This window comes from Bacillus cereus group sp. Bc010 (assembly GCF_027716745.1).
Classification (GTDB): domain Bacteria; phylum Bacillota; class Bacilli; order Bacillales; family Bacillaceae_G; genus Bacillus_A; species Bacillus_A pacificus.
The window spans coordinates 1-20,452 of sequence record NZ_JAQFUY010000017.1 but is presented as its reverse complement, the minus strand read 5'-3'; the positions used below and the strand labels follow the sequence as shown (position 1 = coordinate 20,452).

Genomic DNA, 20,452 nt, shown 5'->3' with positions numbered 1-20,452 from the left:
AACGAATTTTGACAGGCTGTCGGAAATTTTCTGACAGCTATTTTAGTATGTAGTAAACTTAGTAATATATTTGTCGAATTTCCAAGGAAATAATCAAAAAATAGAGAGGGTATGAAATGAGAGAGAAAATTAAGTTGGAGTTAGAACGAATTGAGAAAGAAAATGATGTGAAAATTTTATTCGCTGTGGAGTCAGGGAGTCGTGCATGGGGATTTCCATCAAAAGATAGTGATTATGATGTTAGATTCGTTTATATGCACCCGGTAGAATGGTATTTATCCATTCATGATAAACGAGATGTAATTGAGTATCCGATTAGTGATGATTTAGATATAAGCGGATGGGATATAAAAAAAGCGTTACAACTATTTGCAAAGTCAAACCCAGCTTTACTCGAATGGATTCGATCACCCATTTTTTATTCGAAAAACTCTAATTTTCCAGAACAGCTTCAGCAAATGAGTGAAAAGAATTTTGATCCAAAAGCAACGATATACCATTACTTACATATGGCTTCAAAAAATTATCGTGAATTTTTGCAAGGTGAGAATGTAAAATTGAAAAAGTACTTTTATGTATTGCGTCCTATTTTGGCTTGTAAGTGGCTAGAGGAGAAAACAACTTTGCCTCCTGTAGAATTCGATCGATTAATTACAGAATTATCAATAGAGCGTAGCGTATTAGATGAAATTGAACGGTTGTTAATAAAGAAAAAGGCAGGTACTGAATTAGATGTTGGAGTGAAAATTGAGGTGTTGAATCAATTTTTAGAAGAACAAATTCATTACTATCAGCAATACGTAAAAGGAATTGAAAAGGGATCAGGGATCGATATTGAGAGTTTAAATACATTGTTTCGAGATATGTTGTTTGCGGTATACGAAAAAGAGCACAAGTAAGTTTGTGCTCTTTTTATTTTGTAGGAATAATGAAAACAGATATAGCTGCAAGAAGACCTGCAAATGAGAATAAGTAAAAATTCCATGCTAAGTCATATTGCATTGTCATAATAATACCGACAAGAATAGGACCAGTAATTGCGCCAACTCGGCCAAGTCCAAGTCCCCAGCCTAAGGAAGTAGCTCGGATATGTGATGGGAAGTATTGTGTTACATATGCATTTAATATTTGGGTAATGCCAACTGATCCAATTCCAGCAAGACCAATTAAAAGATAGATGATTGTAACAGATGGTTTAATTGTTAATAGTCCAATACATATAGCTGCCATAAGATAGGAGATGCTAATAACAATTTTAGCTCCTATACGATCGGCGATTGCTCCAGCAAATAATGCACCGATAGCGGCAGTAATATTTAGCATAAGTAGGAATGATAAACTAGATCCAAGGGGGTATCCTGCCTGTCGCATCATCTGAGGTAACCAAGTATTTAAACCGTATATTAAAAACATACCCATTATATAAGTGATCCAAAAGAGCAGCGTTGCTTTTCTGTATTCTTTTGAGAATAAAGTAAGAAATCCATTTCTCTTTCGCATATTAGATGAGGGTTGATGCGTTTCATCTTTCACATAGAATTCAATTTGAAAACGATTAAGGATTTGGTCAACTTCTTTTTGGCGATTACGTGATAATAAAAATTGAATGGATTCAGGTAAATAACGAATAATGAAAGGAATAAGGAGTAGTGGAATCATTCCGATGCCAAACATAGTTCTCCATCCGAAACCTTCTAACATAAACATCGACAAAATAGCGCCTAACACGATCCCTAAAGGATAGCCAGTAAACATAAGAGCATAAATAAAAGATTGTCGCTTTTTTGGTGAATATTCAACAGTAAGTGCTGAAGCTGTTGGAATAACACCACCTAATCCGATTCCTCCGATAAACCGAGATAAACCAAATAATTCGGGAGAAGGAGCAAGTGCAGCTAGGCCCATTGTGATAGAAAAAAGTGCTAAGCAGCATATAAGCGTCCATTTCCGTCCAATTAGATCTGTAATGGTTCCAACTAGAATAGCGCCAATAAACATACCAAATAAAGCATAGCTAGCAATTGTACCAGCATGTGCCGGCGAAAGTGCCCAGCTTTTGTCTTCTAGGAGCTTTGGCAGAACGGCACCGTAAATACCTAAATCATATCCATCAGCTAGAATAGCTAGCCAACAAATAAAAACAACAAGTTTTGTAATAGAGCTCGAAAAGATAGTTTCTGTAAATTCTAGATGAGGTGGAGCTGAAGGTTGCATAGTATTCCCCCTTTTTATTTGTAGATGAGTATATTATTTTATTTGGTGTTAATATTTTCCTTCTTGTAGCGGAATTTATATGAAAAGGTTTTATAACAAATAAAGAAGCTCAACAGTCATTCTGTTGAACTTCTTTATTTGTTTACTCATTATCAACTCGTTTTAACGGTTGATCTGCCGGACCTTCAATAACATCTCCCTCAATTGAAAAGCGTGAACCGTGGCAAGGACAGTCCCAAGTACAATCACCATTATTCCATTCAACTTCGCAGCCGAGATGTGTACAAGTTGTATCGACAATATGTAATTTTCCATCTTTGTCCTTATAAGCACCTGCTCGTTTCCCATTAACATGTACGACAGATCCTTCACCAACTTCGAGGTCTTCTGGTTTACGTAATGCAGTTTCAATCTTTCCTTCAATTAAATGTTTCGCAACATCAAGGTTTTGGGAGAGGAACGTTTTTATATCTGGATTTGCATGGAAGCGTGATGGTGCATACAGTTCTTTATATGGACTGTCTACTTTTAGAATGGAATCCTTCAGTAAATGAGCGGCAGCAGTTCCAGTTGTCATTCCCCATTTACGATATCCAGTTGCAACAAATATATTTGGATTACTTTCGTTAATATGTCCGATATAAGGGAGCTTATCTAGCGTAATTAAATCTTGTGCTGACCATCTATAAGGAACTTCATCTATTCCAAACGTTGCTTCCGCAAAAGAATAAAGTGCTTCGTAATGAAGCATCGTGTTTATTCCTTGTCCTGTTTTATGACTTTCTCCGCCAATTAAAATTAATTTTTCCCCATTGCTTGTTGTGTAGCGTAAGGAGCGTTTTGGGTCATCAATACTTAAATACATGCCACCTGGATAATCTGTTTTTGCTTTAATAGCAAGAGCATAAGAGCGTTCTGCGTACATTCGCGTAAAGAAAAAGCTATTCGCATCATAAAAAGGAAAGTGTGAACAAGAGACAACATATTCACAAGTAATGCGATGTCCGCCCTTTGTAATGACTTGTGGAGAATCTCCTTTTTCTACATCCATAGCAGTCGTTTGTTCGTAAACTTTTCCGCCCATCTCCACAAACTTTTCTAAAAGTGTTTTCAAATAAAGAAGGGGATGAAACTGGGCTTGATTTTTCATGACAAGTGCAGATTGTACTGGAATTGGAATCGATAGAGATTGAACATAGTCACAAGGTATATTTAATTTTTGATAGGCTTCATATTCTTTCGATAAACTTCTTAATCCCTTATCGGTAGTTGTATATAAATATGAATCTTCATTTGAGAAATTACAGTCGATTTTATATGTTTGCACAGTTTCATTAATAAATTGTAGAGCATGATTATTTGATTCATAGTAAAGCCCGGCTTTTTCCATACCGAAATGATTGATTAATTCATCATAAATAAGATCATGTTGCGCTGTTATCTTTGCTGTTGTATGCCCAGTCGTCCCGTTTAAAATAAGACCAGAATCAAGTAATACAACATCGATGCCTTCTTTTGCAAGTAAATAGGCAGTAGTAATACCTGTAATACCAGCACCGATAACAGCAACTTTTGTCTTTATATTTTCAGATAAAGGGGGAAAAGTCGGGATTTGAGTAGATTCAATCCAATAAGATGATGGGAATTGTGGAAATGTATCGCTTGTCATTAAGGAAACCTCCTGATTTAGAACAATTTTCCTTTTAATATTTCCATATGATATGAAATTCATGTGTGCTGTTTGAGAGGGAGGCTATTTTTATTTAAAAGAAAGATGAAATTATCTTAATATAATTATCAGATGTTGTCGGTATGAAGAGGTAGAAGTTGTGTAAAACTAGATTTAGATGAGTGTATTTGTTGTTTACATAGAGAGTTCTTGAATAAGATAGAGTCTATAGCATGGCAAAGTACGTATATGCATAATGGATGAAACCTTATAAAATCTATGTTTTTTCTTTAGTGAAATAAAGTATAATTATAAAAATATAACCAACTTTTATTACTAGGTCATAAAAGTTATTGACAATGTGGAAATTCTATTGATATGATTTATCATGTGGAAAGGTTGATAGAGAGTAAAAAGAGAAATGTTTTTCATTGATAATAAAAGCGAAAAGTAAGTGACGATAGAGTGAGTATATTTTCCTTATAATAGAGGCTTTTTTAATCACCTAGTAAAATCAATCTGGAAGCAAGAATTGATATATGTAAGTTGCGCAAGGCGCGGCATAAGAAAGGGGCAAAAGGATGAAGGAGCTTCATACGTTTGGGTGGTATGCAGCACGTGTATCACCACATTTGCCGAAAAAGGCATTTAAACCAGTTCCTACTCGTCTGTTTGGTGGACTGGCTTATTTGCTTGTGGCATTGGCGGGGTTAATATCGATTGGTGTATTTGAATTGAATGTGTGGGCTAATCTAGGAATTGCGATCGTTCTTGGATTATGTTTTGCTTCACTTGGGTTTTTAGGGCATGAGATTTTACATGGAACTGTTGTAAGAAAGGCATGGCTTCGTGATTTCTTAGGAGCGATTGCATTTATGCCATTATCAACAGGTCCTAAACTTTGGCGAAAGTGGCATAATGCAACGCATCACGTTCATACACAACATGAAGAGAATGATCCAGATGCATGGCCTACACTTGAGAAGCTTAAAAAGAGTAAGTTTTTGAGTTGGGTATATCGCATGCCTCTTCATATACGTTCATTCTTTAGTTTTCTGTCACTAACAATTCAATTTACATTGCATTCGACTCGAATGTTCTTTCATTTTATAAAAGAGTTTAAGTCATCCAATCAAAAATCTGTATGGCTTCAACTTCTTTTGCCTTGGACTGTTTGGATTAGTTTATTGTTTATTATGGGACCTGGAAAATGGTTATTTGCATATGTGATTCCATTGTTAATTGCTAACTTTATTGTAATGGCATATATCGCAACAAATCACCGCTTAAATCCAATTGTTCCAGTAAATGATCCGTTAGCAAACTGTTTATCAGTAACAGTGCCGCGTTGGGTAGACGTTTTACATTTCAATTTCTCCTATCATACAGAACACCATTTGTTCCCTGCTATGAGCTCTAAATACTACCCGTTAGTAAAAGAGAAAATTAAAGAAATGTGGCCGGAACGTTATCATGAGATGCCGATGACAAAAGCTTTGGCAGCGCTATGGAATACACCACGTGTGTATTATCAAGGAAGTGAATTAGTGGATCCGCATAGAGAGCATTTCTATGGTTCTTTAGGAAATGGGCTAGATCCTCATAATATTTCATATCGTGAGGAACATATAGAGGAAGAAGAGAGTATTAAAAAAGTAAATCAGTAAATATATATACAAAATAACAAAAAGCAAGCTACTAAAAGGTAGCTTGCTTTTTGTTATTTTGTAGCTTGATATACTTTTTGCATGTAGTAGTAACTTTTCTTGAGTCGTGATGTGTATTCGACAACATCACCCCATTTTGAATAGTTATACATAGCATATTCGCCATCTTGTGCAGTTGTAATGTTTTCAGCTCCAATTTGAACTGTAAATCCAATTGCGTTAATAATTTGTTTCGTAGTTAAACCATCTATTTCTTCGTTTGCATAAATATCACCAATAAATTCTTTTATGTTTGGTGCTTTTGCATTTAATACCATCCAAGGAATTCGAAGTTCAATGGTTTCTTTTGCAGGAGTAGAAAAATCTGCAAGTGAGTTGTAATCGGCACTAGTCGGATTACTATTTCCCATAGTTAATGCTCCGACATTAAATTTTTCAAATGGCAATTGCTCCTGAGTAAGTGGTAATGTAATTGGCAAACTTAATGCTGTATAAATAGGGGAGAATTGCCCGCTATTTTTTTCAGGTTTTGTATAAGGAACTAGATTTCGTTGGAAACCAAATTCATAAGAGAATACATCATAGTAAGAATCAACAAGTACTTGATTAGATTGTCCGCCGTGCAGATCAATTTTAAAATCAGCGCCTTCTTTCATAGAAAGGCCGTTAAATTCTTTATTTCCTTGTTCAGGTAATATGTTTACTCCAATTGTAATAGGTTCCTCTTCAAGAGGTCTAGCTTTTGGACGATCGATGGATAAGTATAAATAGGACTCATCGTGTGTTACGAAAGTCGTGTAACCATTCTTATCTCCAATTTTTATTTTTGTTTTCCAATCACTCGTATCACCATCGACATTAATAGTATGTGATTCAAATGATAGCAAACCGAAATGTTGTTCAGGAACTTGTACGTTGTTCCAATGTGGTCGTTCTTCCGTATTATCATATTTAGTTGTATTCCAAGAGAATTTAAACCATTCATCTTGCCAAATGAATACAATACCGCCGGCCAATTTCGCCTGAATAATATCTTCGAAGAGCTCTGCATTACGTTTCCCTTGTTCATCTTCATTCATATGCCCTTGGTCTTTTCCATGTATATTTTTATGAGAAATACCTCGGGATCCTGGGATACCAAATTCTGAAATAACAACAGGCATTTCATGTGAATCATGCAAGTCTTTTAAATAAGCAGCGTAACTATTGGATTGCCCTCGATGGTCCTTGAAATTTGCTTTATCTGGATCGAAATTTAAGAAGTCAGGGTAATAAGGATACACGTGATAAGAGGCAAACGCCCCGCTTGGGTAATTCTTATTAGCAAAGATATGATTTGGATTTATAGATACAGCATCTTCACCGATGAAAGGTTCAGCAGGGTGATCTAGTAAATCTGTTGTAACCCAGTTGGAAAAGGCGATAGGCTGAGCGGTCTCATATTTACTAATAGAATATTGAGCGATATGATTCATTCCTTCAGCTAGCCAAATTTCAAATGGACTGGCGTTCTTCGCTTCGAAATATTTCCCCTTAAATGAAGTTTTATCAGCATGTTTTTTATTTGTTTCGATGACCATGTCAGGATCCCACTCAATCCCCAGAATCCAACCAGCTAAATATTGTGACACATCATAATTATATTCACCGTAAGCATGTCCTTTTTCGGCAGCGATTGTTGTATTACCATGAATTACATCGGCTGTTCTTTCAATATTTTTAAAGAGTTCATTTTTTGATTTGTAAGCATCTTTTGTTTCTAACAGTTGTTCTTCTTCAACCCATACACCATGGAAGAAATATAAAGGTTGTTTTGCTTGTTGGTTAAATTCAAATAAAGCCTCGTAAAAAGCAGGAGGGTGAATGGTATAAATACGAATCGTATTTGCACCCATTTCGCTAATTTGTTTCAACCATTTTTTATATTCTGCTTTTGTAATTGCGGCATCACCTGGAAATGCCCCTGGTTTTGCCATACCTAGGTTCACACCTTTAATTGTCCAATCTTCCCATTTGCCTCCTGTATAATGCTGAAGGGTTTGCTTATTTCGCTCTGCTTTAAAACCATATGAAATATTATCTGCAGTGCTTTTTAGGAGCGTTGGTTGCAATCGGTGTTTTGTTGCATCTATCCCGAAAATAACTGCTAAAATAATTAGGATGAAGGCAATTCTTCGTAGCCACCAAAAACGTTCTAAAGATTGGTTTTCAAGAGATTTACGTTTCATTTTCCCCCAACCTTTAATTCGGAAAAGACTTTGAAACAGTCCTAAAAATCGGTACCAAACAGTCAGCGGACGATACCAAAATGATTCAGTTAACAACCAGAGAAGTAAGAGTGTGAAATCTTTAATACTATTTTGCTTTTTCATACTCCATTCTTCTAATAAAACAACTCCTACGGATAGGAATGATCCGTATAGTACGGTAGCAGCTAACAGTAAAAATACATATTCTGTGAAAATTTCATCGAATAGTAAATGATATAGTAGTAGTAAATAGCCAAGTATTTCAATAATAGGACCGAGCCATTCTAGTAATAAATAAAACGGCATTGCAATCATACCGAAAGCTTTATATTTTGGACGGAATAAAATATCCTTATGGCGCCATAAAGTTTCACCTAAACCACGGTGCCAACGACTCCGTTGTTTGCGGAAGGTTGTTAAATCATCGGGAGCCTGTGTCCAACAAATTGCGTTTGGATTATAAATGATTTTCTTTTCTTCTCCATCTTGTAAAGCTTTTTTATGGAGGTGAACGACAAGTTCCATATCTTCTCCGACAGTTTTTCGTTGATACCCTCCAACACGAATAACTTCTCCTTTATCGAAAATACCGAATGCACCAGAAATGATAGGAAGAATATTATACTTGCTCCATGCTAAGCGACCAAATAAGAATCCACGCAAATACTCAATAATTTGCATGAGAGCAAGAGGTTGTTTTGGAAGACGATTTTCGATCATTTGACCATTTTGTATGTAAGAACCATTCACAATACGAACACTTCCGCCAGTTACCATAACTTTCTCTGGAGATTCATAAATTGGTTTCATAGCTTTCATAAGTGCATCACGTTCTAAGAGAGAATCAGCATCTAATGAACAAACATACGGATAGTTTGAAATGTTGATACCTGCATTTAAAGCATCCGCTTTGCCGCCGTTTTCTTTATCGACAACGATAATTTGTTTATTAACAGATGAGCGATATGTTTTTCGAATGGTCTCTGTTTCTAATTGTAATCTAACCACGTTCTGGATTTCATACAGTTGGAAATGATCTTTTAATTGTTCTAACGTGTCATCACTTGATCCATCGTTTACAACGATTACCTCAAACTCAGGATATTCTAACGTTAAGAGTGATTGGACACTTGATACAATAGTGACGCCTTCGTTATACGCAGGAACAATAATAGAAACAGGTCGAGTAATACCAGACTGCAAATAATGAAGTAATTCTCTATTTTCATCACGTTCCCGTTTTTTTCTCAAGGTAAATGCAGAAATAAGAAATATAGCGGTATAGAATAAGATAGCAACGCCCATGTAGAGTAAAAAGAGCCATTGTGAAATTTTAAAAAATATATCAAGATAATGCATGTGTTGTCACATCCTTTCGTGCTAGAGCCTCTAATGCACTTTCACGTGCAAAACGATCAGGGTGATGTAAGGCAATTTCAATATATTTTTCTTGCCAGTTTGAATAATATTGAATTGCATATTGGACTTCGCGACGTACCCACCAAGATTGATGCCCTGCTTGTTCTAGTAAATAAGGGAAATACATTTCATCTTTAAAGGGGCTTATTATACGAATAAGCATGAGGTGAATTTGCCAACTGTCCTTTTTAAATAAATGTTTAACATGCTCTTTTGTTTCTGCTTTTGGCATTAACTTTGAAATAGCATGTAACGAGCGAATAATAATTTCTTCATCTTCATTCGTTAAGTTTTGAATGAGGAAAAGATAGCAGCTATTCTCTTCCCGTGTACCGATTGCATTTAAAATTTCATATTGAAATTGTTTAGGTAATGTATGGAAAAACTCAACCCAGACAGAAAAATTTTCAGTTTGAGAAATACTTAAAGCGATCATAGTGATGGGAATAGAGTCATGGACTCTTGTAGCAAGTAAAATTGCTTGCCTTGTGTTTAATGTACTTAATGTAGTAAATGCTTGATGCTGGATAGATCCAGATGTTTGAGTGCAGATATCTTTTACCTCATTTTCAAACTCTTTTATTTTGAAGAAAGAAATAATATCTAATATATTTTGTTTTTCTATATGAGTGCCGTGAACTAATTTTTCTTTATAATGGGGAAACAAATAGACTTGTAATAAATGATGAATGCGTTGTTTTTCATCAATCCCGGATACGAGCTGTGTAGCTTTAATGCAGAGAGATTCTAGTGCGTGAATATCTGCTGTATGTTCAATTTTGAAATCATGGCATTTATTATGCATGATAAATTCATATAGAAATTTTCTATTTTCTTCTTTCCATTTATGATTTTTTCTTTTGAAATTTCTACTACGTAATTTTAGTGAAATTAAATATATATACGCTATAAGAATAGCAACTATTAAAAAGATAACTATGGATTGTATAATCGTAACTATAATCAATAGCCTTCATTCCTTCCTTCTAATAAGTGCGCCAAACGAACCTTAAATTCTAAAGGTGAAACCGGCTTTTCAATAAAATCATCAGCACCGGCTTTAAATGCTTCCTCCAGGTGGTGGGCTGTTGATTTAGTAGAGGTCATAAAAATTCGGAAATGTCGACTAGGCAACAATCTCTTTAATCGATTAATAAGTTCTAAACCATCCATTTGTGGCATCATCCAATCCACAATTAGTATGAAGAATGGAAACTGTTCATAGATTTTTTCTGTGAAAAAGTGCTTTCCGCTAGTGAAATGATATACGTTTAGTAAAGTTGTATATTCAGTTTTTATAAATTTTGTTAATAAGTCGTCAGCGGTTACTACTAATAGTGGAGGGGTTTGGCGAGATACTGACATATATTTTTGTAATCTCTTCTGGATTGTTTCAAAAGGTAATTTTGTATGTAACACCTCTTGTACTACGTGATGCATAATTTGTTCATCATCTACGTTCTCATAAAAATAAATGATAGGCTGTTGTATGGAATGAAGAGGAATAGTCTCTTTATATACAACAACACAATCAGCATTATTTATGTTTTCGACAAATTGAATGGAGGTATTATGAAGTACCTCAGGGATAGTGCCAATTATGTAAACTTTAAGTAGCTGCTCATCCTGTTTAAAAGAAAGCATCATTTCTGTGATATGCTCGACTACATCGTAAACAGAACTAGAGTCTTTTAGAGTTGTAGATAATTGTTGTAAATCTTTTTGTAATTGATAGAATCCTAATGTTTCAGCCAGGCTGGTTAGGTTATTTATGTAGCTTGTAAGTTGCTGAAGGTTATAAATTTGATATCTTTGTTTCAGCCAATCTTTATAAATTAAATCTAGCATAGCGACCTCCTTATACTATTTAAGATGTCTATACGTGTACACCCATCTTTACTATATTATGGATAATTTTATGCTGTGTAAAGAGGTAGACTGTGGAAATATGATAAATTTCTTATACATTGAAAAATATTATTGAAGTAAAAAGTATGGAGCAGAAACAAAAAAAGGTTAAGGAAATAGACCTCAACCTGCTAGTTTGCTCAAAGAGAAATTTCTTTTGTTTTCTTTTTTGCAGTTTGTATAGAGCTAGTTTCTTTTCGTTGTAGTCGTTTTTCTAAAAGGTTAACAAGGTACGTGAATAGGAGAACAAGAACAAGATAATATAAACCAACAATTATGTATGTATCTAATTGTTGGAAGTTACCTGCAGCAATGGATAAACCTGATCCCCATAATTCGGACAATCCTACATATGCAACGAGGGAAGAGTCCTTTAATCCAATAATAAACTGATTTCCTAAAGGAGGAATAGATTGACGGAATGCTTGCGGTAATACAATACGGCGCATCGCTAAAGGATACGGCATACCTAGAGAGCGAGCAGCTTCCATTTGCCCACGATCGACAGATTGGATAGAGCCTCGGAAAATTTCAGTAATATATGCACCGTTATGGATTGCTAAAGCAATGGCTCCTGCCCAAAAAGGAGTAAAAACAACAACGGATGTAATCCCGAAATAGAGAATGGCGATTTGAACAATTAAAGGTGTACCACGAATAATGGCGATGTATACGTGAGCAATACTATTTAAAACTTTATTGTTAGAGATTCGAAAGAAAGCAAATAGTAATCCAATTAGTGAACCGAGTAATAGGGATGTTAGTGTTAATTGTAATGTGACAATAGTAGCTTTTAAGAGTGTGGGATAGGTAGAGATAAAAATTTCAAACATGCGTTTCACCTCATATTGTATAGATTTTAGTAGAGAATGAAATGCCCCACACAAAGTGGGGCATGATTTATGGAAACTTTGAAGGGCTAAATTACTTCGTTTTTTCCTCTTCACCAAGAATATTACGCCCAAACCATTTTTTACTGATTTTTTCATACGTACCATCTTTAATAATTTCATCTAAAGCTTTATTTACTTTCTCGACCATTTCTTTATCATCTTTACGAATAGCAATTCCCATTTCATCAAGGTTTAGTGGTTTTCCAGCTTCTTTTATATTTGATTTACCTTCTTTGATCATGCGTAAACCAACCATTTGATCTGTAATTACTGCGTCGATACGTCCAGGCTCTAAGTCCATAAGTGCAGTAATATCGCTATCGTATTCTGTAATTTGATCTGTATGTTTTGCAACAAGGTCTTTAAAGGTACTAGCTTTTACAACACCAATTTTCTTACCCTTTAAATCTTCTGGAGAAGAGATAGATGTATTCTTTTTAGCTACAAAAATTTGGGCACCAGAACGATAATAAGGATTTGAGAAATTAACAGCTTTTAAGCGTTCTTCTGTAATTGCCATACTGCCCAGTATTACATCATACTTTTTCGCTTTGAGACCTTGGATTAGCGTTTCCCATGGATTTGTAATAGGGGTTGGTTTCATATTCATTTTTTTCGCAAGTGCTTCACCTAGTTCTACATCAAAACCGACAAGTTTTCCGTCATTTTCTTTATAGTTAAAAGGTTTATATAAGCCACTCATCGCATAACGAAATTCTTTTTTACCATTTGAAGAAGTAGTAGCACTTTCCTTACTACAGGCTCCTAGTATAAAGGAAGCGCATAATGTAATACTCGCAACAATAGTTAATAGTTTTCTTTTCATAAAACCCCTCCTATATATTGATCATACGGATGGTTTTAAGTATGTTATTGAAATATTTTATTTAGATGATTAGTTGTGCACCGTATGAATGTATTTCTTTTCGTTTGAAACAGAAGTTATATTATAAAACGTTGCGTAAAAATTGTTTCGCTCGTTCATGTGATGGAGCTGAAAGGAATTGTGCTGGCGGAGCATCTTCTACAATTTTTCCATCATCCATAAAAATGACGCGATCAGCTACATCTCTTGCGAAATTCATTTCATGAGTAACAATAACCATGGTCATTCCTTCTTCAGCAAGTTCTTTCATAACTTGCAATACTTCTCCAACAAGTTCAGGGTCTAAAGCGGAGGTAGGTTCATCAAATAGCATAATTTTAGGATTCATAGCAAGAGCTCGTGCAATAGCAATACGCTGTTTTTGACCACCTGATAGGAGATGGGGCGTTACATCTGCTTTATCTTGTAGGCCGACTTTTTGCAGAAGCTGATTTCCGATTTTTTTTGCATTTGCTGCTTCTAATTTTTTTACATGAATAGGTGCTTCTATGATGTTTTCTAGTGAGGTCATATGAGGAAAGAGGTTAAAGTGTTGAAAAACCATACCGACATTTTCGCGGACTTTGTTTAAATTTGAATGCTTTGGATCAATTCGTTCACCTTGTAAGTGAATTTCACCTTCATCGTACATTTCTAAAAAGTTAAGACAGCGAAGTAATGTACTTTTACCGGAACCACTGGCACCAATTAAAACGACAACTTCTTTTTCTTGTATTTCTAAATCAATTCCTTTTAAAACGTCAAGTGAGCCAAATGATTTTACTAGATTTCGAACCTGAATCATACAAAACCCCCAGTCAAAAATATATTTTACAAATGTTGCCCCTTATTTCTGTTATTAGTCACAAATTGTCAGAATCCTTTATTTTTTTCAAATGACAGTTCTTATATAAATAAATTTGAATGTATAGTTCAAATGGAAAAACCACCTAATTCAGGTGGTTTTTCATATACTTACAAGTTTTTGATTTTAAATTGAGTGGCAAACGTTTCTAATTCTTCAACAAGCTTTTGCATTTGAAGAGACATATGTGTAATATCCTGTATTGATACCGATTGGGCTTGTGAAGATTGGGATGTATAATTAGTCTCCGAAACTATATTTTGTGAAATTGAAGAGATATTAATAAGTGCGCTATTTATCTCTTCTGAGCTTGCTGACATTTCTTCTGCACTTGCTGTTATATCTTGTATTTGATCTGTAACTTCATTAATATGATTCACAATATTATGGAATGCTAATTTTGCATTTTGCACAGCATGAATGCCTTCTTGAATTTCTTGTTGTCCTTTCCCCATAACGTTGACTACATCTTTTGTATCATTTTGTACAAGCAAGTTAAGTTTTGTAATATCTGTAGCTGCTTGTTTTGATTGTTCAGCAAGTTTACGAACTTCTTCAGATACAACAGCAAATCCCTTTCCATGTTCACCGGCGCGGGCGGATTCAATTGCGGCATTTAAAGATAATAGATTTGTTTGTTCAGAAATGTAAGTAATAGTTTGTAATGCTTTATCGATATCTTGTGTACGAACAACCAATTGATCTACCACTTTATATATTTCATCCATGACAGTATGGATAGTTGTCATTTGAGAAATGGATTTTTCAATGATTTCAGTTCCTACATTCGCCTTATCAGAAGTAGAAATAGCTAAGTTTGAAATCGTTGTAGAAGATTCAGCTATGCTTTGCACTCCATTTGCTATTTCATCCATTGCTGTAGAACTATCTTTAATATTTGCAGACTGATCATTAATATGGTGAGACAACTGTTTCATTGCATTTGCGATGTTATCCATAGTGGAAGAGGAAACGGTTGCTGTTTCAACGATATGATTTGTAGAGCTTTTGACTTTTGCACTTGTTTGAATCACATTGTTAATAATTTGTCGTAAGTTTGATATCATTTGATCAAAACTATTAAACATATGACCAAATTCATGATGATATTGTTTTGGTACGGCAATGGTTAAATCCCCTTTTCCAGCTGTATTCATTATGCTCCGTAATGAATTGATTGGATTTATAATTGATTTAGCAGTAAATAAGGAGATAAGAATGCAAAGAACTAAACAGGCAATGAATAAAATAATAGTTATGCTTATCACTTGTTTATAAGAGTGTTCGCTGTCGTTATACAGACTCTCAGCTAACTTTTCGTTATAATCACTAAGATTTTTTAAAGCATCTACTGTAGCCGATAAATTAGGATCAACTGTAGTTAGGTAAAATGAATACGCCTGATTAAGTTTATTTTCTTTAATGAAATCAAGCATTTGAGTACGATGCTTTTTATAGTTTTCTAGTTTTTCTTTATATTGGCTAAGGAGTTTTTTTTCTTCGCCTGTTATATATGTATTTTCGTATTGAGCCTGTAATTTTTCGGTTTCTTTATTTGTATCATTTAATTTATTTAAAATTGTAGTACGTCGATTCTCGTCTTCCGTAATAATGAGTTCCTTTACATAACTAAACTCTTGGTACAGGCTGCTCTCAATAGATCCTAGCCATTTTATGGGTTGTAGACGATCCACATATACAGTTTGAAGCTGTTTGTGCATGTGTTGTAAATTTATATAATTTACAACGCTAATAATTAATATGGAAAGAATGGGGACTGCTACTAACAATATTAATCTTTTTATAACGTTTAATCGATATAAAATTTTTAACATAGAATCACCTAACCTTAAATTATTTAGTTGAATATGTAATTGGCATCCAAATAAAATTATACATTATTTTCATTTTATATACAGAAAAAGTAATGTAATAAATATGTAAATAAAAAAATGAAAATCAATATATCTTTTTATAAGGAAAATATGGATAATAATATATAGGTAGTACTTATATTACTTATAAAAAGGGGGAAAGAAGAGATGGAAAAAGAAAGGAAGGCATTTTCCTTTGGCTTACGTACACAACTTATGCTATTCACTACAGTTTTAGCTTTAATTACATATTCAACAAGTATATTTTTTATTTATGTGATATATGATTATTTTCAAAGTTATGTAAGTCAAACTGCATATAATATTATCGTTATGCTATTAGGAGTAGTATGGTCTGGAATTTTAGCATATGGAGCAGCCATATTTTTAATTAAACCGCTTCGAAAGTTAGAGGAGGCGGCGAGAAAAGCGGCTGAAGGAGACATTCGTGAAGATGTTCCGTTACCGAAGACTGATGATGAAATTAAATCTTTAAGCGTTGCATTTAATATGATGCTTGGGAACTTAAGGGGCATGGTAAAAAATATTGATACAACATTTTCGTATACAAACAATCAAGTACAGCAAATTAGAAAACAAACAGGCGAAGCAACGAAACAAGCACAAGGTGTTTCTGAAACTCTTGCAGAGATTTCTTCTGGCGCTGAGCAATCAGCGGCATCAATTCAAGCGATTGTTTCCGCTGTTGATACAACAACTTCTATTGCAAGTGAAGTAGAAGAGAAAGCAAAACAGTCTGATGAGTTGTCTTCAGAAATGGTTCAAGCTTTAGGGCATAGTACTCGTGTCTTTACGTCTTTAATTCAAGGTATTCAAACATTGGCGAAAGAAAATGAAGATTCAATGCAAAATGTACAGAAGTTAGAGGAAAGAATGAAACAAGTAGAACATATTGTATCTGTTGTGAGTGAGATTGCTAGCCAAACGAATTTATTAGCACTTAATGCTTCTATTGAGGCTGCTCGTGCTGGAGAGCATGGACGGGGCTTTGCCGTTGTAGCTGAAGAAGTACGTAAACTTGCAGATGAAAGTGACCATTCTGCAAGAAATATATCGCAGTTATTACGGAATATGCAAGAGGAAGTGCAACAAGTTGCAACGAAAATGACAGAACAAGTGAAAATAGCTAAAGAAGAGGCGAAACGTGGTGAAGCTACCGAATTAATTTTAAAAGAAATGTCATCAAGTGTTATGGAAGTAGCGGATGCAACGAAGCAAATTAGTAGCTATATGAATGAACAAGTGAGTCACATTCATCAAACAGGTGCACAGACGAAGGCTGTAGCAGCAATTGCTGAAGAGACGTCAGCTGGTTCACAAGAAGTAGCACGTGTAACGTTGCAACAATCTAAAAATATGATAGCGATCGATCAATTATTAAAGGATTTAGAGAAACAAGCAACAGACTTGAAACAGACAATTGAAAGATTTTCAATGTAGAAAGGAAGAACGGTATTTTGTTCTTCCTTTTTACGTATGAAAGGGTGGGATACTTTGTTGAAAACGAAAAACGTTGCAAGGATCATATATGGTTTTCACTTTACGTAATCTTTGAAAGTTAGGGCCATAATAACTAGTTTGCCAATTTTTAATGTCGATATCGGGCCAATTGACATAGTCACCTAGTGTATAAGGATCTAAGCTTTCTCGTAAATTTTTAACCCAGCGTATATTTCGATTTTCTTCATCATCACATTTCCAAGAGGTAATGTATTCTTGCGCAATAATTGCTTTGCGATGGAAATAAGCTGTTTCAGTAGGCGGAATATTTTCAACAGCACCTACGAGCGATTGGTGCCAAATACTCGCATCTTTATTTGGTGCATGTGAAAGAAAATACTGCATGATTTGAATTCCTTTAAGAGGAATAGGTTTATATACGTAGGAACCGGAGCGCTTGAAGTTTTCAGGGATGTTACCACTGTTAAAAAATTCAACAGCCTTTATATAAGGAACTTCATCTATAAAGAGAGAGGGGGTACCAGTTTCAAGAAGAGGAGATAATAAGGAATGGAGTTCAGAGGGAGAACCAACAAATTCACCTTGTGCTTCAATTTTGTTTTGTTGTTTTGTGAATAATTCAATTGATGAAGTGAGACGTTCGTCTACATAAGGCGCCCAGTTTTGCCAAGCTTGAAAGGCAGCAATAAAATCTTCCCATTCCCATGTAATGGAGAAGATTGATACATTTTTTATAGGGTGTACGCGAAAAGTCAAAGAAGTAATAATTCCGAAGTTTCCACCACCACCACCGCGGCATGCCCAAAACAAGTTATGGTTTTCATGTTCGCTTGCACGAATGATTTTTGCTCCAAATTTACCACATGCTTGTACCATTTCAACTTCTATTAATTGATCACATGTTAATCCAAATAAGCGTGAAAGCATACCGATGCCCCCGCCAAGTGTTAATCCAACAATTCCAACGCTTGCACTTGTACCAGCCGGTATTGTCACATCATAATTCCAAAGCTCTTTATAAACAGTGCCAAGATTTGCACCAGCTTCAATTGTTGCTGTTAATGTATCTGTATGAACAGTAATGCGATGCATTTCACTCACATCAATAATAAGTCCTCGATTTAAAAGAGAAAAATTTTCATAGCTATGACGTCCGCTTCTTAAGCGAAATGGTACATGACGCTCGCGTGCCCATTTTAAGGCGTTACATACATCAGTTTTATTTTGGCAAAAAACAATAATGCAAGGGAGTTTTGGAATACTTAAATTTAAGTTCATTCGGGCTATGTCATAGTCAGGATCTGAAGGAACAACGATACGACCTGTTAATTTTGTTTGTTTCAATTTATCACTCCTTTCTAAAAATAAGCAGTGTTTTTATTAATATATGAAAAGTATATGTAACGTGCGTGGACAAGAGCAGGTGAGGAATGAGATTTGCTCTTGTGAGAAATAAATAAAGCATAAGAATAAGGAATCTACATAGAGTTCAATGAAAACAGTTGCAAACTATTCATATTTTGTTATGATAGTGTTACGAAAACGTTTGCATAAAATTTCCGATGGGATGCAAAAGGAGAGAATGACTATGAATAAAACATGGTGGAAAGAAGCGGTTGCTTATCAAATTTACCCACGTAGCTTTATGGATTCAAATGGTGATGGTATTGGGGATTTACAAGGTATTATTGCAAAACTGGATTATTTAAAAGATTTAGGTATAGATGTAATTTGGATTTGTCCAATGTATAAGTCACCTAATGATGATAATGGTTATGACATTAGTGATTATCAAGATATTATGGATGAGTTTGGTACGATGGAAGACTTCGATGCTTTACTAGATGAAGTTCATAAGCGTGATATGAAGCTTATTATTGATTTAGTTATTAATCATACAAGTGATGAACATCCATGGTTTATTGAGTCTCGTTCATCTAAAGACAATCCGAAGCGTGATTGGTATATTTGGCATGATGGTAAAGATGGTGCGGAACCAAACAACTGGGAAAGTATTTTTAATGGTTCGGCATGGGAATACGATGAAGTAACAGGACAATATTATTTACACTTATTCTCACGTAAACAACCAGATTTAAACTGGGAGAATAAAGAAGTTCGCGAAGTGTTATACGATACAGTTAATTGGTGGCTTGATAAAGGAATTGATGGTTTCCGTGTGGATGCGATCAGCCATATTAAAAAAGAAGATGGCTTTAAAGATATGCCAAATCCAAAAGAACTAAAGTATGTACCATCTTTTGATAAACATATGAATGTGGATGGTATTCAACCTTTATTAGAAGAGTTAAAAGAAAATACATTTTCTAAGTACGATATTATGACTGTCGGTGAAGCGAATGGTGTTAAGATTGAAGATGCTGAGCTTTGGGTTGGAGAAGAACAAGGTAAGTTCAATATGGTATTCCAATTCGAACATTTAAGCTTATGGGATGCAGAAAAGAAGAAAGATCTTGATGTTGTAGGGTTGAAAAAAGTATTAACGAAATGGCAAAAAGGTCTAGAAAATAAAGGATGGAATGCTTTATATATTGAGAATCACGATAAGCCACGTATCGTTTCAACTTGGGGAGATGATAAACAATATTGGCGTGAAAGTGCGACAGCTCTTGGAGCGATGTATTTCTTTATGCATGGTACACCGTTTATTTATCAAGGACAAGAAATTGGGATGACAAATGTTCAATTCCCAAATATTGAAGATTACGATGATGTAGCAATTAAAAATTTATATCGTGAGAAAATTGCAGAGGGTGTATCTCATCAAGATATGATGGAGATTATATGGGCTTCTTGCCGCGATAATTCACGTACACCTATGCAGTGGAACGATGAGATGAATGCTGGCTTCACAACAGGTGCCCCTTGGTTTGGGATGAATCCAAACTATAAAGAAATTAATGTTGAAAAGCAAAAGAGTGAAGAGAACTCTATTTTCAATTTCTATAAGAAAATGATTGCCTTGAAAAAAGAGCACGATGTACTGAATTATGGTACGTACGATTTACTTTTAGAAGATGATCCGCAAATTTATGCATATACTCGTACATTAAGCGATGAAAAAATCGTTGTAATTAGTAATATCTCAAAAGAGGAAGCTGTATATAATGAGGGTTCATTCGCGCTAGAACGCAAACGTTTGCTTTTAAATAACTACGAAGTTGCGGAACATGAACAAGTAACTACAATCACGTTAAAGCCTTATGAAACAAGGGTTTATCGTATTTCATAATAAAAAAGGATGCTCTTAGTGGTCATCTCCCTGTCAAGTAGACAGTCATAAAAAGAGTATTATGCCACGGCCTTTTCCCGATATTCTATCGGGG

General features: G+C 34.9%; 13 protein-coding genes and 2 pseudogenes. 5 read left to right on the top strand and 10 right to left on the bottom strand.

The annotated features are described in order from the left end of the window. Positions 1-116: 116 nt before the first annotated feature. Positions 117-899 carry a nucleotidyltransferase domain-containing protein gene (locus PDQ68_RS18005; RefSeq protein ID WP_016716336.1) on the top strand — a complete coding sequence of 261 codons (783 nt, stop codon included), beginning with the start codon at positions 117-119 and terminating at the stop codon, positions 897-899. Positions 900-912: 13 nt separating this feature from the next. Here PDQ68_RS18005 and PDQ68_RS18000 read toward each other — a convergent pair whose 3' ends face one another. Together PDQ68_RS18000 and PDQ68_RS17995 are read right to left on the bottom strand one after the other, a co-directional pair. Beyond that, positions 913-2,214, bottom strand: coding sequence for an MFS transporter (locus tag PDQ68_RS18000; RefSeq protein ID WP_001183071.1), 1,302 nt, complete (start codon positions 2,212-2,214; stop codon positions 913-915). Positions 2,215-2,356: 142 nt separating this feature from the next. Then, positions 2,357-3,883, bottom strand: coding sequence for an FAD-dependent oxidoreductase (locus tag PDQ68_RS17995; protein ID WP_000199953.1), 1,527 nt, complete (start codon positions 3,881-3,883; stop codon positions 2,357-2,359). A 581-nt stretch (positions 3,884-4,464) separates the two neighbouring features. Here PDQ68_RS17995 and desB point away from each other — a divergent pair. Continuing rightward, the gene (desB, locus tag PDQ68_RS17990; protein ID WP_061183777.1) at positions 4,465-5,550 is read left to right on the top strand and encodes a Delta(10) desaturase DesB; all 1,086 of its coding nucleotides are present in this window, start codon (positions 4,465-4,467) and stop codon (positions 5,548-5,550) included. A gap of 53 nt (positions 5,551-5,603) precedes the next feature. Here desB and PDQ68_RS17985 read toward each other — a convergent pair whose 3' ends face one another. The 7 genes from PDQ68_RS17985 to PDQ68_RS17955 form a co-directional block, all read right to left on the bottom strand. Continuing rightward, the gene (locus PDQ68_RS17985) at positions 5,604-9,158 is read right to left on the bottom strand and encodes a glycosyltransferase family 2 protein (protein WP_080444180.1); all 3,555 of its coding nucleotides are present in this window, start codon (positions 9,156-9,158) and stop codon (positions 5,604-5,606) included. After that, entirely contained in the window at positions 9,145-10,023 is an 879-nt protein-coding gene (locus PDQ68_RS17980; RefSeq protein ID WP_235590141.1) for a HEAT repeat domain-containing protein, read from the bottom strand. The genes PDQ68_RS17985 and PDQ68_RS17980 overlap by 14 nt, the downstream gene beginning before the upstream one ends. A gap of 158 nt (positions 10,024-10,181) precedes the next feature. Beyond that, the gene (locus PDQ68_RS17975) at positions 10,182-11,066 is read right to left on the bottom strand and encodes a response regulator (RefSeq protein WP_061183779.1); all 885 of its coding nucleotides are present in this window, start codon (positions 11,064-11,066) and stop codon (positions 10,182-10,184) included. A 200-nt stretch (positions 11,067-11,266) separates the two neighbouring features. Further along, positions 11,267-11,959, bottom strand: a complete 693-nt coding sequence (locus PDQ68_RS17970) for an amino acid ABC transporter permease (protein WP_061183780.1) — start codon at positions 11,957-11,959, stop codon at positions 11,267-11,269. A 91-nt stretch (positions 11,960-12,050) separates the two neighbouring features. After that, positions 12,051-12,845 (bottom strand): ABC transporter substrate-binding protein, encoded by a 795-nt coding sequence (locus PDQ68_RS17965; RefSeq protein WP_016716339.1) that lies wholly within the window; start codon positions 12,843-12,845, stop codon positions 12,051-12,053. A gap of 121 nt (positions 12,846-12,966) precedes the next feature. Further along, a complete protein-coding gene (locus PDQ68_RS17960) occupies positions 12,967-13,689 on the bottom strand; it encodes an amino acid ABC transporter ATP-binding protein (RefSeq protein WP_270786904.1) in 723 nt (240 codons plus the stop codon). Between the two features lie 170 nt (positions 13,690-13,859). Further along, entirely contained in the window at positions 13,860-15,584 is a 1,725-nt protein-coding gene (locus tag PDQ68_RS17955) for a methyl-accepting chemotaxis protein (protein WP_270786903.1), read from the bottom strand. Positions 15,585-15,791: 207 nt separating this feature from the next. Here PDQ68_RS17955 and PDQ68_RS29035 point away from each other — a divergent pair. After that, positions 15,792-16,142: pseudogene (locus PDQ68_RS29035) on the top strand (HAMP domain-containing protein); the annotation flags it as partial. Positions 16,143-16,511: 369 nt separating this feature from the next. Next, positions 16,512-17,084: pseudogene (locus PDQ68_RS29030) on the top strand (methyl-accepting chemotaxis protein); the annotation flags it as partial. Between the two features lie 30 nt (positions 17,085-17,114). Here the strand turns inward: PDQ68_RS29030 and PDQ68_RS17945 are convergent. After that, positions 17,115-18,449, bottom strand: coding sequence for an FAD-binding oxidoreductase (locus PDQ68_RS17945; RefSeq protein WP_061182357.1), 1,335 nt, complete (start codon positions 18,447-18,449; stop codon positions 17,115-17,117). Between the two features lie 244 nt (positions 18,450-18,693). Between PDQ68_RS17945 and PDQ68_RS17940 the strand changes: the two genes are divergently transcribed. Next, positions 18,694-20,358 (top strand): glycoside hydrolase family 13 protein, encoded by a 1,665-nt coding sequence (locus PDQ68_RS17940; RefSeq protein WP_061182356.1) that lies wholly within the window; start codon positions 18,694-18,696, stop codon positions 20,356-20,358. Positions 20,359-20,452: the final 94 nt, after the last annotated feature.